The following is a 15,818-nucleotide window of genomic DNA, read 5'->3' as shown; positions in this document are numbered from 1 at the left end:
CCTCGTACCGTCAGGACATGCGTGACGAAGTCTTCCCTGCCGGCTACGGGGACCTGCTGGAGCAGGTGAAGTCCGAGGTCCGCACCTCCCGCATCCGGGCGACCCGGGCCGCCAGCACCGAGCTGGTGTCCCTCTACTGGCGGCTCGGCCGGTTGATCCTCGACCGGCGCGTCGAGGAGGGATGGGGGAGCAAGGTCGTCGAGCGGCTCTCGGTCGATCTGAGGGTCGAGTTCCCGGGGATGCGAGGGCTGTCGCGTCGGAACCTGTTCTACATGCGCAGCCTGGCCGCGGAGTACGAGGACCTGGAGAAAGTGCAGCAGGGCGTTGCACTACTGCCGTGGGGCCATGTGACGGTGCTGCTCGACAAGATCGACGGGCCCCGGGAGCGGGACTGGTACGCCGCAGCGGCCGTGCAGCACGGCTGGTCGCGTGATGTCCTCGCGCACCAGATCAAGGCTCGGTTGCACCAGCGGGCCGGTGCGGCTCCCTCCAACTTCGAGGACCGGCTGCCCGCCGCGGACACCGACCTGGCCCAGCAGATGCTCCGGGACCCGTACGTCTTCGACTTCCTGGACCTGGCCGGCCGGGCCGGGGAGCGTGAGCTCGAGACGGCCTTGATGGACCGGTTGCAGGCGTTCCTGCTCGAGCTCGGCCACGGCTTCGCGTTCGTCGGGCGGCAGTGGCACTTCGAGGTGGACGGCGACGACTTCCACATCGACCTGCTGTTCTTCAACTGGGCTCAGTCCCGGTTCGTCGTGGTCGAGCTCAAGACCGGCACGTTCGCGCCGCAGCACGCCGGACAGCTCGGCTTCTACGTCGCCTGGGTCGAGGACAACCTGCGTCGGCCGGCCCAGCACGCCGAGACCGTGGGCATCCTGCTGTGCGGGGGGCGGAACGACCGGGTGGTCAGGTACTCGTTGGCCGGCAGCACGGCTCCCATGGCCGTCGCGTCCTACGAGGCCCTGCCACAGCCGGTCCGGGACATCGTGCCCAGTACGACCGAGCTGTCCGCTGCCCTTCTCGGCGAGGCGTGAGCCCGGGCACGGCGCGACGAGGTCCGAGGCCTCGGTGCGGTCGCGTCACGACGGCAGGCGACGGGGGCGGGGTCGTGGCGCTCCTACACTGGACGCCATGGCGCTCAAGAACATCCGGCTCTTCGGCGACCCCGTGCTGCGGACCCCCGCGGTCGAGGTCACCACGTTCGACAAGGAGCTCCGGCAGCTGGTCAAGGACCTCGAGGACACCATGCTCGAGGCGCCCGGCGCCGGGCTCGCGGCGCCCCAGATCGGGGTCGGGCTGCGGGTGTTCACCTGGTACGTCGACGACGAGCTCGGCCACCTGGTCAACCCGTCGCTGGACCTGTCCGACGAGATGCAGGAGGGCGAGGAGGGCTGCCTGTCCTTCCCCGGCATCTACGCCGACACCCCCCGCGCCATGCGGGTCGTGGCCAAGGGCTGGAGCATGCACGGCGAGCCCGTCACGGTCGAGGGCTCGGCGCTGCTGGCCCGGGCCGTGCAGCACGAGACGGACCACCTGGACGGGATCCTGTTCATCGACCGGCTGGACCGCGAGCAGAAGAAGCAGGCCATGCGGATGATCCGCGAGGCCGAGTGGGCCGGGCTGCAGGCGCCGACCGTGCGCGTGAGCCCCCACTCCACCTTCGGTGCGGCGCGCTGAGTGAGGCTCGTCCTCGCCGGCACCCCCGAGGTCGCGGTCCCCAGCCTGGCCGCCCTGCTGGCCTCTCGGCACGACGTCGTCGGCGTCGTCACCCGGCCCGACGCCGCGGCCGGGCGCGGCCGCCGCTCCCGGCCCAGCCCGGTCCGGGTGCTCGCCGAGTCCCACGGCGTCCCCGTGCTGGCCCCGCGGCACCCCCGCGAGCCGGAGTTCCAGGCCGCCCTGGCCGACCTGCGACCCGACTGCGTGCCCGTCGTCGCCTACGGCGCGCTGGTGCCGCGGGGGGCGCTGGACGTGCCCACCCACGGCTGGGTCAACCTGCACTTCTCGCTGCTGCCGGCCTGGCGCGGCGCCGCCCCGGTCCAGCACGCCATCATGGTCGGGGACGACATCAGCGGCGTCACCGTGTTCCGGCTGGACGAGGGCATGGACACCGGCCCGGTGCTGGCCACGATGACCGAGCGGCTGCGCCCCGACGACACCGCCGGTGACGTGCTCGACCGGCTGGCCACCGCCGGGGCCCAGCTGCTGGTGCAGGTGGTGGACGCGCTCGAGGACGGCGCCGTCGAGCCGGTGCCGCAGCCTGCGGACGGGGCCAGCCTGGCGCCCAAGATCGGGGTGCAGGACGCCCGCGTCGACCTGACCCGGCCGGCGGTCGCGGTCGACCGCCTGGTCCGGGGCTGCACGCCGGCGCCGGGCGCGTGGACCACGCTGCAGGGACGCCGGCTCAAGCTCGGCCCGGTGGTCCCGGTCGAGGCGACGGCCGAGCCGCTGGCGCCGGGGCGGGTCCGGGTCGCCGACGGCGAGGTGCTGGTCGGGACCGGCACGGTCCCGGTGCGGCTGAGCACCGTCCAGCCGGAGGGCAAGCGGGCCATGCCGGCGGGGGACTGGGCCCGCGGGGCCCGTCCGGGCCCGGAGACCGTCCTGGGGGAGCCCGCAGCCACGACCACCGACGAGGACCCCCATGCCTGAGCGCCCCGACCGACCCGACCGATCCGAGCGCCCCGACCGCCCCGACCGGGGGCGTCCCGACCGGGGGCGTCCCGACGGCACCGGCGCACCCCGGCGCGGCGGCCCCCCGGGCCCCCGCCGCGACGGCGGCGGTCCCGACCGGGCCGGCCGCGCCCCCGCGCGGGAGCGGCTGCGGGGCTCCGACGCCCCGCGCACCGTGGCCTTCCGCGTGCTGCGCCAGGTGGGTCAGGACGACGCGTACGCCAACCTGGTCCTGCCCGGCGCCCTGAGCCGGGAGGGGCTGGTGGGCCGTGACGCGGCCTTCGCCACCGAGCTCACCTACGGCACCTTGCGGCTTCAGGGCCTGTACGACCAGGTCCTGGCCCGGGTGGTGGACCGGCCCCTCGACAAGCTCGACCCGCCCACGCTGGACGTGCTCCGTCTCGGTGCCCACCAGCTGCTGAGCATGCGGGTGCCCGACCACGCCGCGGTGGCCTCCACCGTGGGGCTGGCCCGGCAGGAGCTCGGCATCGGTTCATCCGGGCTGGTCAACGCCTGCCTGCGCAAGATCACCGACAAGGACCTGGCCGGCTGGCTGGACGAGATCGCCCCGGCCGACGGCGAGGACCGCGACGCCACGCTGGCCACCCGCCACTCCCACCCGCAGTGGATCGTGCGGGCGCTGCGCCAGGCCCTGGTCGGCCACGGCCGCGCCGCCGAGGAGCTCGAGGACCTGCTGGCCGCCGACAACGCCCCCGCGGACGTCAGCCTGCTGGCCCGTCCGGGGTTGATCGAGGTCGCCGACCTGCTGGCCGACGGCGGCTCGGCCGGCGCCTGGTCGCCCTTCGCCGTGACCATGGCGGCCGGCTCGCCGGGCGGTCTGCGTGCCGTCCGCGACTCCCGGGCCCGGGTGCAGGACGAGGGCAGCCAGCTGGTCGCGGCCGCCCTGGTCGGGGCCGGCCTGGACGACGACGAGCCGCGCGACGTCCGCGAGCCGGACCCCGGCCGGTCGGGGGAGCGGTGGCTCGACCTCTGCGCCGGCCCCGGTGGCAAGTCGTCCCTGCTGTCGGCGCTGGCGATGCGGGACGGCGCCACCGGCGTGGCCGTGGAGCTGGCCGAGCACCGGACCCGGCTGGTCGAGCAGGCCGTCCGCGGGGCCGAGCGGGTGTGGCAGGTCCGCACCGGTGACGGCCGCGAGGTCGGCGAGGACGAGCCCGGCGGCTACGACCGGGTGCTGGTGGACGCCCCCTGCACCGGGCTCGGGGCGCTGCGCCGGCGGCCCGAGGCCCGCTGGCGCCGCACACCGGGTGACCTGGCCGGGCTGGCCCAGCTGCAGCGGTCGCTGCTGGCCTCGGGCCTGCAGGCGGCGCGTCCCGGCGGGGTCGTCGCCTACGTCACCTGCTCCCCGCACCTGGCCGAGACCACCGTGGTGGTCGAGGACGCCGTCCGCGCCGCGCGCAAGCAGGGCGTCGAGGTCGAGCTGCTGCCCACGGCCGAGGTCCTCGACGCGGCCGTGGGTCGTCCGGTGACCGGCGCCGCCGCCGGCACGTCGGTGCAGCTGTGGCCCCACGCCCACGGCACCGACGGCATGTTCCTGGCCCTGCTGCGGCGCCGCTGACCCCCGGCGGGCGGCGGCGCGTCGGGGACCGGTCGTAGTCTGCGGCCTGTGGCCGCACCCCTGATCGCCCCCAGCATCCTCAGCGCCGACTTCGCCCGGCTGGCCGACGAGCTGCACCGGATCGCCGACGCCGACTGGGCCCACGTGGACGTCATGGACGGCCACTTCGTGCCCAACCTGACCCTCGGGCTGCCCGTGGTGAAGGCGCTGGCCGCCGTGAGCCCCGTGCCGATCGACTGCCACCTGATGATCACCGACGTGGACCGGTGGGCCGTCGACTACGCCGAGGCCGGCGCGCACGGCGTCACCATCCACGCCGAGGCCTCCGACGCCCCCGTGCGCACGGCCCGCGAGCTTCGGGCGGCCGGGGCCCGCGCCGGGCTCGCGCTGCGGCCCGGGACCGGGTTCGAGGCCTACGAGGACCTGCTGCCGGAGTTCGACATGGTGCTGGTGATGTCGGTCGAGCCCGGGTTCGGCGGCCAGCAGTTCCTCGACGTCGTCCTGCCCAAGATGCGCCGGGTGCGGCGGGCGGTCGACGCCGCCGGGCTCGAGGTCCGGGTCCAGGTCGACGGCGGCGTGTCCGAGGACACCATCGGCCGCTGCGCCGAGGCCGGGGCCGACGTCTTCGTCGCCGGCTCGGCCGTCTACGGCGCCGACGACGCGGCGGCGGCGGTGGGCCGGCTGCGGGAGCTGGCGGCCGCCCACGCGCACCCGCCGGCCCCGTGAGCGGCCACGAGGGTCCGCGCGGGGCGCGGTCGGAGCACACCCGCTCGGCCTCCGGACGGGTCCCGCCCGGGTGGCCTCGGGTGGTGCCGCCGCCCGGGACCCCCGGGTTCGTGGACCGGGCGGTCGGCTGGCTGCTGGACGTCTGCCCGCCGGAGTACCGCGAGCACCCGGTGCTGCTCAAGCACCCGCCCGTGCTGGCCTGGCTGGCCAGCCGGCACGTCGGCGCCCAGCTGGAGGCCAGCACGGTGGCCCTGGCGCAGGGCCGCGCCGAGCTGCGCGCGCAGGGCGTGTCCACCGGCACGGTCGAGGAGGTGCTGGAGGTGCTGCACAGCGAGGGCACCCGGCTGCGGGCCGCCGCCCGCGGCTGCGAGCTGCTCGCCGGGGCGCTGCAGGGCAGCCGCTGGGTGCCGCGGCTCTGACGTCGGGCTGTGAGGTCGGGCTCTGACCTCGCGCTATGACCTCGGGACCGGCGTGGAGATCGTGTGCAGGTCCCCGGCGCACCGAGGTCGCGGGGAGCAGGCGGGCCGGGGGCCACGTATCGTGGAGCGACCGACGACCCGACGAGGTCTCGTCGGCCGGGCGCCACGCCCGCCGTAGGCGAGGGAGTGATCATCACGGACAGGAACGACCAGGCCGGTTCGACCGACGCCGAGGTCCCCGTGCCACCCGCCGCAGCTGTGCCGGGTGTGCCCCAGGCCACGGTGGGCCCTGCCCGGGTGCTGCCGCGGGTGACCTGCCCCGCCGACCTGCGCGCCCTGGACGAGCACGACCTGGACACCCTGACCGGTGAGATCCGCGAGCACCTGATCCGTTCGGTCACCGCCACCGGCGGGCACCTGGGGCCGAACCTGGGCGTCGTCGAGCTGACCCTGGCGCTGCACCGGGTCTTCGACTCCCCGCGCGACCGGATCGTCTTCGACACCGGCCACCAGGCCTACGTGCACAAGCTGCTGACCGGGCGGCAGGACTTCTCGATGCTCCGCCGCCGGGGCGGGCTTTCCGGCTACCCCAGCCGGGCCGAGTCCGAGCACGACGTGGTCGAGAACTCCCACGCCTCCACGGCCCTGTCCTGGGCGGACGGCATCGCCCGCGCCTTCCAGGTGCAGGGGGTGCGTGACCGTCACGCCGTGGCGGTCGTGGGGGACGGCGCCCTGACCGGGGGCATGTCGTGGGAGGCGCTGAACAACATCGCCCACGACCCCGAGCGGCCCGTGGTGGTCGTGGTCAACGACAACGGCCGGTCCTACTCCCCGACGATCGGCGGCCTGGCCACCCACCTGGAGGGCCTGCGCACCGACCGCCGGTACGAGCGGGTGCTGCACTGGGGCCGGGACAGCCTGACCCGGCGCGGCCGGCTCGGGCGCTGGCTGTACAGCGCTTTGCACGCGACCAAGGCCGCGGTCAAGGACTACATGTCGCCGCAGGGCATGTTCAGCGACCTGGGCCTCAAGTACGTCGGTCCGGTCGACGGTCACGACCGGGTCGCCGTCGAGCGTGCCCTGGAGCGGGCCAAGCGCTTCGGCGGTCCGGTGATCGTGCACGTGATCACCCAGAAGGGCCGCGGCTACGAGCTGGCCGAGGCCGACGACGCCGACCGCTTCCACGGCATCGGCGCCATGGACCCCCTGACGGGCCGCGCGCTCAGCGAGGCCAAGCCGTCGTGGACGGCCGCGTTCGCCGACGAGATGGTGGCCGTCGGCCGGGAGCGGCAGGACGTGGTCGGCATCACCGCCGCCATGCTCATCCCCGTCGGGCTCAAGCCGTTCGCCGAGGCGCACCCCGACCGCATCGTCGACGTCGGCATCGCCGAGCAGCACGGTGCCACCAGCGCCGCCGGCATGGCCCTGGCCGGCCTGCACCCGGTGATGGCCGTGTACGCGACGTTCCTCAACCGGGCCTTCGACCAGGTGCTGATGGACGTCGCCCTGCACAAGGCGGGCGTGACCTTCGTGCTCGACCGCGCCGGGGCGACCGGTGACGACGGGGCCAGCCACAACGGCATGTGGGACATGTCGGTGCTGCAGCTGGTGCCCGGGCTGCGCCTGGCCGCGCCCCGCGACGAGCCGACCCTGCGCGCCGAGCTGCGCGAGGCCCTGGACGTCGACCACGCCCCGACGGTGGTCCGCTTCCCCAAGGGCGCGGTCGCGGCCGACGTGCCCGCGCTGGCCCGCCACGGCCAGACCGACGTGCTGCGCACCCCGCGCGGCGAGGCCCCCGAGGTGCTGCTGGTCAGCGTCGGCGCCATGGCCCCGCTGTGCCTGGAGGTGGCCGAGCGGCTGGCCGCGCACGGGCTGGACTGCACGGTCGTGGACCCGCGCTGGGTCAAGCCGGTCGACGCCTCGCTGGTCGACCTGGCCCGCAGCCACCGCGTCGTGGCCGTGGTCGAGGACGGCGGCCGCGTGGGTGGTGTCGCCGCGGCGGTGCGCCAGGCCCTGGCCGACGCCGACGTGGACGCCACGGTCGTCGGGTTCGGCCTGTCGCAGGAGTTCTTCGACCACATGTCCCGCGCCGACGTGCTGGCCCGCAGCGGCCTGACGCCGCAGGACGTGGCCCGCCGGGTCGTGGAGGTGGCCACCCGCACGGGCGCGGTCAGCGGGACCGACGCGGCCGGCGACGGCTCAGCGACGCCGGAGGTGCCGGTCCAGGCTCTGTCCGGCCGGGTCGGCGAGGACACCGGCGAGGACGTCACCTGAGACCACGGGCGCGCTCACCGCGTCGGCGGTGACCAGCACGGGACGGTCGAACGCCCGCTCCAGGGGCTCGCTGGCCGTCCAGGCCGCGCCGATGTAGGCGGGGTCGATCCGGGCCAGGTCGAACCAGCCGCGGTCGCGGACCGGGACGGCGACGGCGCGCATGCCGGTCCCGTCCCCCTCGGCCAGCGACGTGCGCAGCCTCCGGCTGCCCAGCAGCGTGACGACGTCGGCCGTCCCCGTCGGGCGCAGCACCAGCGGGCGGCCCTCGCGCTGGTCCCGCAGCAGCCGCTCCTGCACCAGCCCGCCGAGCCGCTCCAGGTCCTCGCGGACCTCGACCCAGCGCACCTGCAGGCGGGGCCCGAGCGCACCGAGCAGACCCGGCATCGGGGGCAGCGGGTGCGGGCCGGCGACCCCGGCCAGGTCGCTGACGCCCAGCCCGAGCGCCAGGACGTCCCCGGGGACGGCCTCGCGCACCCAGTCCGGCCCGCACCCCATGGCCGCGGTCGCCACCGGCTCGCCGTGCGCGTGGCAGGTGCCCAGCAGCGCGTCGGGGCCGCCGACCGCGAGCACCCCCACGACCTCGGTGGCCAGCCGCAGCCGGCGCCGGGTGACGGGGTGGTCCGGCAGCGCCGCCCACGGGCCGAGCGCGGCGGCCACGTCGTCCCAGCCGAGCTCGCCGCCCGCGGCCAGCACCACGCCGTCGTCCCGGGGCTCCAGGTCGACGTCGTCCAGCACGGCCAGCGCGAGCACGGCCTGCCGCAGCTCCGCCCGGGTGCGGCGGGTGGCGGCGGTGTCGGTCACGCCCTCAGCCTCCCCGCTCGTCCGACGGGGACAAACCCGCCGGGGCCGGCCGGCGGGCACATCACCCGGATGCACCGACGCCGGTCACCGCAGGTGCTCCCTGGTGCACGGAGCGTGCTGCGGCGACCGGCGTCGGCGACGCGGCCCGAGTGCTCAGGCGGGCAGGCTCGCCGCCCCGGCGGGCAGGAAGCGACGCCCGACGGCCCGCTCGCTGTAGCCGTCACGGTCCAGCAGGGGCAGCAGCCCGCCCAGGTGGAACGGCCAGCCGGCCCCCGTGATCATGCACAGGTCGATGTCGCGCGGGTCGGCGACCACACCGTCGGCCAGCAGCAGCCCGGCCTCCTGCGCCAGGGCGGACAGGGCCCGCTCGCGGACCTGGTCGGGGGTGCTGGGCGTGCCACCGGTGGGCAGCAGGGCCAGGGTCTCCTCGGCCAGGAAGGGCTTCCCGCGCTCGTCCCACGACCAGATGCCCGGCTGCTTCGCCTCGACGACCTGCTGCAGCGTGGTCGACACGGTGAACCGGTCGGGGAAGGCCTCGTGCAGGCTCTCGAGCACGTGCAGGGCGACGGCCGGGCCGACCAGCTGCAGCAGCACCAGCGGTGACATCGGCAGACCCAGGGGGCGGAACGCGGCGTCGACGACGTCGGGCGGGGTGCCCTCGTCCACGGCCGCGAACGCCTCGGACAGCATCCGGATCAGCAGCCGGTTGACGACGAACGCGGGTGCGTCCTGCACCGGCACGCACGACTTCTTGAGCTGCTTGCCGACGGCGAAGGCCGTGGCGACCGTCGCGTCGTCGGTCCGGGGGGCCCGGGCGATCTCCACCAGCGGCATGACCGCCACCGGGTTGAAGAAGTGAAACCCCACCATCCGCTCGGGGTGCTGCAGGTCGGCGGCCATCTCGGCCACGGACAGGCTCGAGGTGTTGGTGGCCAGCACGCAGTCGGGGCGCACGACCCGCTCCAGGCTGGCCAGCACGTCCTTCTTGACCTGCATCTCCTCGAAGACGGCCTCGATGACCAGGTCGCAGCCGGCGAAGACCGCGTGGTCGGTGCCGGCGGTCACCAGCGCCTTGAGCCGGTTGACCTCGTCGGGGCCGATCCGGCCCTTGCCCGCCAGGGTGTCGAGCTCGCCGTGGACGCGGGCGACGCCGGCGTCGGCGCGGCCCTGGTCGAGGTCCGTCATGACCACGGGCACCTTGAGCCGGCGGACGAACAGCAGCGCCAGCTGCGAGGCCATCAGGCCGGCGCCGACCACCCCGACGGAGCCGACCGGGCGGGCGAGGGCCTTGTCGGGCACCCCCACCGGACGCTTGGCGCGGCGCTGGACCAGGTCGAAGGCGTACATCCCGGCCCGGAACTGCGGCGACACGATGAGGTCGGCCAGGGCCTCGTCCTCGGCGGCGAACCCGGCGTCCCGGTCGTTCGTCCGGGCGGCCTCGACCAGGTCGATGGCCCGCGGGGCGGCCGGGGCGGCACCCCCGAGGCGGGCCTCCACCCCGGCGCGGGCGGCCGCGACGGCGCCGTCCCACGTGGCGGCGTCGGCGGTGTGGTCGGTGCGCTCCACCGCGACCCGGCCGGCGATGACGTCGGCGGCCCAGGCGATCGACCGCTCGAGGAAGTCGGCCGGTTCGAACATGACGTCGGCGATGCCGAGGCCGAACGCCTTGGGCCCGCTGAGCATCCGGTTCTGGTTGAGGGCGTTGTCGACCATCACCGTCAGCGCGCCGGGCACGCCGATCAGGCGCGGCAGCAGGTACGTGCCGCCCCAGCCGGGGACCAGGCCGAGGAAGCACTCGGGCAGGGCCACGGCGGGCACCCCGGAGGAGATGGTGCGGTGGGTGCAGTGCAGGGCGATCTCCAGCCCGCCGCCCATGACCGCGCCGTTGACGAAGGCGAACGTGGGCACGCCCAGCTCGCCGAACCGGCGGAACACGTCGTGGCCGAGGCGGGCCACGGCGAGCGCCTGCTCGCGGGCGACGACCTGGCCGGTGCCCTTGAGGTCGGCCCCGACGGCGAAGATGAACGGTTTGCCCGTCAGCGCGACGCCACGCACCTGGCCGGAGCCGATGCCCTCGGCCAGGGAGTCGAGCGCGTCACCGATGCCGAACAGCCCGGCCGGGCCGAACGTCGTGGGCTTGGTGTGGTCGTGGCCGTTGTCCAGGGTCAGCAGGGCCAGGTGGCCGCCGTCGACCAGCGGGACGAGCTGGACGTGGGTGCTGGTCACGACCTCGTCGGCGAACAGGGTGGTCATCTCGTCCCGGTCGTACCGGGTCTCGGTCGAGGTGCTCACGCGGCGTCGCCCTCCTGGGGGTCGGTGGTGGTGGCGGGACGGGCCCAGTCGCCGGCGTCGGCGTGGTGCGGGTTCTCCCAGACGACGGTGCCGCCCATGCCGATGCCGATGCACATGGTCGTCAGGCCGTAGCGGACCTCGGGGTGGGCCTCGAAGTGGTCGGCGAGCTGGCTCATCAGCCGCACCCCGGAGGACGCCAGCGGGTGACCGACGGCGATGGCGCCGCCCCACGGGTTGACGCGGGGGTCGTCGTCGGCGATGCCGAAGTGGTCGAGGAACGCCAGCACCTGCACGGCGAAGGCCTCGTTGATCTCGAAGAGACCGATGTCGTCGATCGTGAGGCCCGCGCGCTTCAGCGCCTTCTCGGTCGCGGGCACCGGGCCGACGCCCATCACCGACGGGTCGACGCCGGCGAAGGCGTAGCCGACCAGGCGCATCCGGGCGGTCAGGCCCAGCTCGCGGGCCGTACCCGCCTCGGCCATGAGGCACGCGGTGGCGCCGTCGTTGAGGCCGGCGGCGTTGCCCGCCGTCACGCGGCCGTGGGGGCGGAAGGGGGTCTTGAGGGACGCGAGGTCCTCGACGGTGGTGCCGGGGCGCGGCGGCTCGTCGGCCGTGGCCAGGCCCCAGCCGCGCTCCGCGTGGCGGGTGGCCATGGTGACCAGGCCCTGCTGCACCTTGCCGGCCTCGTAGGCGGCGGCCAGCTTGGTCTGACTCGCCACGGCGTAGGCGTCGGCCCGCTCCTTGGTGATGTGCGGGAACCGGTCGTGGAGGTTCTCGGCGGTCGCGCCCATGACCAGCGCCGACGGGTCGACGATCTGCTCGGCGACGAAGCGCGGGTTGGGGTCGACGCCGGAGCCCATCGGGTGGTGGCCCATGTGCTCGACGCCGCCGGCCACGGCGACGTCGTAGGCGCCGAAGCCGATGCCGGACGCGGTGGTCGTGACGGCCGTCATGGCGCCGGCGCACATCCGGTCGATCGCGAAGCCCGGCACCGACTTCGGCAGGCCGGCGAGCAGCGCGGCGGTGCGGCCGATGGTCAGGCCCTGGTCACCGGTCTGGGTGGTGGCCGCGACCGCGACCTCGTCGATCCGCGCCGGCGGCAGCGAGGGGTTGCGCTCGAGCAGGCCGCGGATGCAGCGCACGACCATGTCGTCCGCGCGGGTCTGGGCGTACATCCCCTTGTCCCCGGCCTTGCCGAAGGGGGTGCGGACGCCGTCGACGAAGACGACATCTCTGACGGTGGTGGGCACGGAGCCTCCCGGTTCGGTCTGGGCACCCGCGTCCTCACGGGCGTCCCGACCTATGTTACTCCTCAGTAACTACCGGGCAACCACGGCGGCGACCACGCGCGAGCCGTCACCCCGTCGGCCCCGGGTGCGGTCGTCCCCTAGGAGGCGTCGGCCTCCGGGGCCCCGTCGCTGCCGGGGGCCTCGGGGGAGGTGCCGGCCTGGTTCGCGGCGGCCCGGACCAGCGCGTCGGCCAGCACGGGGGCGGTGAGCGACACCTGCCAGGCGCGGGCGCCGCGCGCCCGCAGGAACCCGGCCACGTCGTCGGCGGTGGTGCCGGGAGGGTCCCAGGCCAGCCGGCGGGCGGTGTCGGGGGTGAGCAGGTTCTCCAGCGGCAGGGTGTGCTGCTCGGCGAGCCGGGCCAGGGCCGTGCGGACCCGGGCCAGCCGGGCCGCGGCGACCGGGTCGCGGTCGGCCCAGGCCCGGACCGGCGGCGGGCCGTCGCTGCGCGGCGGCGGGCCCGGCAGCTCCGACTCCGGCAGCGCCATGGCCGTGTCGATGGCGTCCAGCCAGTAGCGGCCCAGCCGGCGGTTGGCCGGGCCGGAGAACACGGGTAGGGCGGCCAGCGCGGCCGTGGTGCGGGGCTGCTGCGTGGCCGCGTTGACCACCGCGGCGTCGGGCAGCACCCGGCCGGGGGACACGTCGCGGCGACGGGCCTGCTCCTCGCGGGCGTACCAGAGGGAGCGGACCACGGCCTGCGCGCGTCGTGAGCGCAGCTTGTGCACCCCCGACGTCCGGCGCCACGGGTCGACCTTGGGGGCGGGGGGCCCGGCCGCGGCCACGGCCGCGAACTCCTCGTGGGCCCAGTCGAGCTTGCCCTGCTGCTCGAGGTCGGCGGCCAGGGCGTCGCGCACGTCCAGCAGCAGCTCGACGTCCAGTGCCGCGTAGGTGAGCCAGGTGGTCGGCATGGGGCGGGTCGACCAGTCGACGGCCGAGTGCTCCTTGGCCAGGCCGATGCCCAGGTAGTGCTCGGTGACCGCGGCCAGGCCGACCCGGGGCAGCCCGGCCAGGCGCGCGCCCAGCTCGGTGTCGAACACCGTGCGGGGACGCAGCCCGAGCTCGGCCAGGCACGGCAGGTCCTGCGAGGCGGCGTGCAGCACCCACTCGGGCCCGTCCAGCACCTCCGCCAGCCCGGTCAGGTCGAGCTTGGCCACGGGGTCGAGCAGGACGATGGGGCCGTCGGCGCGGCGCAGCTGCACCAGGTAGGCGGACTGGCCGTACCGGTAGCCGGAGGCGCGCTCGGCGTCGACGGCCACGGGGCCCACGGCCTCGCGCAGGTGGGCGAGGGCGGCGTCGAGCGCCTCCTGGGTGGTGATCACGTCGGGGGTGCCGTCCCGCGGGGCGCTCAGCACCGGGACCGCGGCCGGCTCGGCCGGTTCCGGCGTGCCGTCGGCCGCCACGGCCTCCGCGGGCTCGCTGGACGGCGCCCGGTCCGTCGCCGGTGCGGCCCCGTCGGCTGCGGGCCCCGGCTGCGCGGAGGCGGGCTCGGGCACCTGGAACGGGTCGGCGAGAGGGTCGGGCACCCCGACACAGTAGGGGAGGCCTCAGCGGGGCCCGGTGCGGAGCAGCAGGACCAGCAGCGCGGCCGGGGCGGCGAGGACGGCCCAGGCCGGCGCCCCGAGCAGCAGCGGCAGCACCGCCAGCGCGGCCGCGTCGGCGCCGCGCAGCGGGTCGCCGACGGTGCCCAGCGCCATGGGTCCGGCCTCGGTCATCACCACGGCACCGGCCAGGCCGGGCGCGGGCGACGCCGCCCGGACGGTCCCGGCGGCCGCGGCCAGCGCGACGACGGGCGCCGCCCACCAGGGCTGGCCCAGGACGGGCACGGCCAGCAGGGCCCACAGCCCCAGCAGGGCCGTCGGGGCCACCAGCAGCGCGGCCCGGGCGGCCCGGCCGTCGGGCGGCAGCGCCCGCGTCAGGGCGGTGGAGCGGGTCGTGCGCCGCAGCGGTCCGGCCAGGCGCGAGCCGAGCACGAGGGCCGCGGCGGTGGCTGCGGCGGCACCGACCGACGGGCCGAGCAGCGACGCGACGACCAGGGGGAGCACGAGCCAGACCAGGGCGTCGAGCAGGCGTTCGGGTCGTGCGGTCGCCCCGAGGGCCCCGACGACCACCAGCGCCGACCACACCCCACCGGTGCGCGCCAACCGCGACGGGCGTCGGGAGGTCGTGGGATTCCCGCCGTCCAGCAGCAGGGCGTCGGTGTCCAGACGGCGCCAGGCACCGCTCACGTCGTGGCGCGCCGAGGCCCCCGCGGTGAGCGCCGTCACGGGGAGCCGGTCCAGCGCGCGGACCGCCGCGACGGCCAGGGCGGCCGCCGCGAGCAACCCCGGGCCCAGCAACGGAAGCGCGGCGGTGGCGGCGGACAGGCCGGTCGCCGGCAGGGCCCCGGGCAGCAGCACGGCCACGGCGCACGCAGCCGCCCCGACGGCGACGACCGACCGGCCGAGGTGCTGCTGGTCCCGGCCGGACCGGGCTCGCGGGCCGGGAGCCGCCGCCTGGCGCAGGACCAGCGCCGACAGCGCCGCGACGGCGACCGCGGCCCCGGCCGCTGCGGCGACTGCCAGCACCGACGCGGCCGCGGCCGGCGCCCCACCGGGCCCGGTGGGACCGGCGCCGACCAGTGCGACCACCGTCCCGGCCGCAGCGCCCGGGACGGCACCGACGAGCAGGACCCGCAGCAGCGCCGGCCGCAGCAGCCGGCCCCGGGCCGCGGGGGACGACAGCAGCCAGGTCACCTCGCCGGGTGAGGCGCTCACCGGGCCCAGGCGTCGCCCGGCGAGCAGGAGCGCCCCCAGCGCCAGCACGGCCAGACCGGCGGCGAGCAGCGGTCGCGCCGATGGGGTCAGGCAGGGCGCCGGGGCCGTGCACGTCACGCCCGCGCCCACGTGCAGCAGGGCGGCGACGGCCATGGCGCCCACCACCGCGACCGTCAGCAGGCCGAGGTACCAGCCGGTCAGCCGCTCCCGCCAGGACGGCCGGCGGCGACGGGCCGCCTCGCGCCGCACCCGGAGGAGCCGCCGGGCCGCGTCGTCGGCGTCGTCGGCGTTAGCGGCGTCGGCGTCGGGGCCGCGGCCCGTCCCGGGGGCCTCAGGCACCCAGACGCACCTCCCGGCCGCCGACGTCGGCCGCCAGACCGGGCTCGTGGCTGGCCACCAGCACGGCCGCGCCCCGCCCGGCCACGGTCCGCAGCCGCTGTCGCAGCCAGCGAAGCCCCGCGGCGTCGAGCCGCTGCTCGGGCTCGTCGAGCACCAGCAGCCGGCAGGGGCGCACGGCCGTCGCGGCCAGCAGGACCCGGCGTCGTTGGCCCGAGCTCAGCGTCGCGGGCAGCCGGTCGGCGAGGTCGGCCAGGTCGAGCCCGGCCAGGGCCGCGTCGACCTCACCGTCCGGGTGGGGCACGCCGTGCGCCCGCGCCAGCAGGTCGAGGTGCTCGCGCACGGTCAGGTCGTCCAGCAGGTCGGCGTCGTCCAGGGACGAGGCAACCGCCCGGCGCGAGGCGGGGGAGCGGTCCTCGAGAGGACGGCCGTCGAGCTCGACCTCGCCCGCGTCCGGCCGGTCCGCCCCGACCACGCACCGCAGCGCGGTGGACTTTCCGGCGCCGTTGCCGCCGACCAGCACCACGACCTGCCCGGGAGCCACGTCCAGGTCCCAGTCGCGGAGCACGTCGACCTGGTCGTAACGACGGCACAGGCCCCGCACCCGCAGCCCGTGGCCCGGCTCCCCGCCCTCCGTCACGTCCCGACCCTACGACGGGCCGCCGCGGGGCCGCCGGACCGTGGGCAC

Annotated in this window: 13 protein-coding genes; 7 read left to right on the top strand and 6 right to left on the bottom strand. The window is 76.4% G+C overall.

Annotation, left to right across the window (positions count from 1 at the left end; genetic code table 11):
• Positions 1-17: 17 nt before the first annotated feature.
• The 7 genes from SJY06_RS15615 to dxs all read left to right on the top strand — a co-directional run bounded on the left by SJY06_RS15615 (position 18) and on the right by dxs (position 7,662).
• Entirely contained in the window at positions 18-1,034 is a 1,017-nt protein-coding gene (locus tag SJY06_RS15615; protein ID WP_380168461.1) for a YhcG family protein, read from the top strand.
• Between the two features lie 97 nt (positions 1,035-1,131).
• Complete coding sequence (def, locus tag SJY06_RS15610) at positions 1,132-1,677, top strand: peptide deformylase (protein ID WP_380168460.1); 546 nt, start codon at positions 1,132-1,134, stop codon at positions 1,675-1,677.
• Entirely contained in the window at positions 1,678-2,646 is a 969-nt protein-coding gene (fmt, locus tag SJY06_RS15605; protein WP_380168459.1) for a methionyl-tRNA formyltransferase, read from the top strand.
• Positions 2,639-4,243 carry an RsmB/NOP family class I SAM-dependent RNA methyltransferase gene (locus tag SJY06_RS15600; RefSeq protein ID WP_380168458.1) on the top strand — a complete coding sequence of 535 codons (1,605 nt, stop codon included), beginning with the start codon at positions 2,639-2,641 and terminating at the stop codon, positions 4,241-4,243. The genes fmt and SJY06_RS15600 overlap by 8 nt, the downstream gene beginning before the upstream one ends.
• A gap of 48 nt (positions 4,244-4,291) precedes the next feature.
• Positions 4,292-4,969, top strand: coding sequence for a ribulose-phosphate 3-epimerase (rpe, locus tag SJY06_RS15595; RefSeq protein WP_380168457.1), 678 nt, complete (start codon positions 4,292-4,294; stop codon positions 4,967-4,969).
• A gap of 83 nt (positions 4,970-5,052) precedes the next feature.
• Positions 5,053-5,388, top strand: a complete 336-nt coding sequence (locus SJY06_RS15590; RefSeq protein ID WP_380168456.1) for a hypothetical protein — start codon at positions 5,053-5,055, stop codon at positions 5,386-5,388.
• A gap of 267 nt (positions 5,389-5,655) precedes the next feature.
• A complete protein-coding gene (gene dxs, locus SJY06_RS15585) occupies positions 5,656-7,662 on the top strand; it encodes a 1-deoxy-D-xylulose-5-phosphate synthase (RefSeq protein WP_380168455.1) in 2,007 nt (668 codons plus the stop codon).
• On the opposite strand, the gene SJY06_RS15580 is transcribed toward dxs, so the two are convergent.
• From SJY06_RS15580 to SJY06_RS15555, 6 genes are all read right to left on the bottom strand, one after another.
• Entirely contained in the window at positions 7,588-8,463 is an 876-nt protein-coding gene (locus tag SJY06_RS15580; RefSeq protein WP_380168454.1) for a hypothetical protein, read from the bottom strand. The two genes, dxs and SJY06_RS15580, sit on opposite strands and share 75 nt — an antisense overlap.
• Before the next feature lie 153 nt (positions 8,464-8,616).
• Complete coding sequence (locus SJY06_RS15575) at positions 8,617-10,755, bottom strand: 3-hydroxyacyl-CoA dehydrogenase NAD-binding domain-containing protein (RefSeq protein ID WP_380168453.1); 2,139 nt, start codon at positions 10,753-10,755, stop codon at positions 8,617-8,619.
• Positions 10,752-12,005: a thiolase family protein gene (locus tag SJY06_RS15570; protein ID WP_380168452.1), complete on the bottom strand. Its 1,254-nt coding sequence runs from the start codon at positions 12,003-12,005 to the stop codon at positions 10,752-10,754. The genes SJY06_RS15575 and SJY06_RS15570 overlap by 4 nt, the downstream gene beginning before the upstream one ends.
• Before the next feature lie 137 nt (positions 12,006-12,142).
• Positions 12,143-13,564 carry a ribonuclease D gene (locus SJY06_RS15565; protein WP_380168451.1) on the bottom strand — a complete coding sequence of 474 codons (1,422 nt, stop codon included), beginning with the start codon at positions 13,562-13,564 and terminating at the stop codon, positions 12,143-12,145.
• Positions 13,565-13,585: 21 nt separating this feature from the next.
• Positions 13,586-15,133 (bottom strand): DUF6297 family protein, encoded by a 1,548-nt coding sequence (locus tag SJY06_RS15560; protein WP_380168450.1) that lies wholly within the window; start codon positions 15,131-15,133, stop codon positions 13,586-13,588.
• Entirely contained in the window at positions 15,126-15,770 is a 645-nt protein-coding gene (locus SJY06_RS15555) for an ATP-binding cassette domain-containing protein (protein WP_380168449.1), read from the bottom strand. Before SJY06_RS15555 ends, SJY06_RS15560 begins: the two co-directional genes overlap by 8 nt.
• Positions 15,771-15,818: the final 48 nt, after the last annotated feature.

This window comes from Jannaschia sp. R86511 (genome assembly GCF_042466345.1).
Taxonomy (GTDB): domain Bacteria; phylum Actinomycetota; class Actinomycetes; order Actinomycetales; family JBBAYJ01; genus Aquipuribacter.
This window is presented reverse-complemented; position numbering and strand designations above follow the sequence as displayed.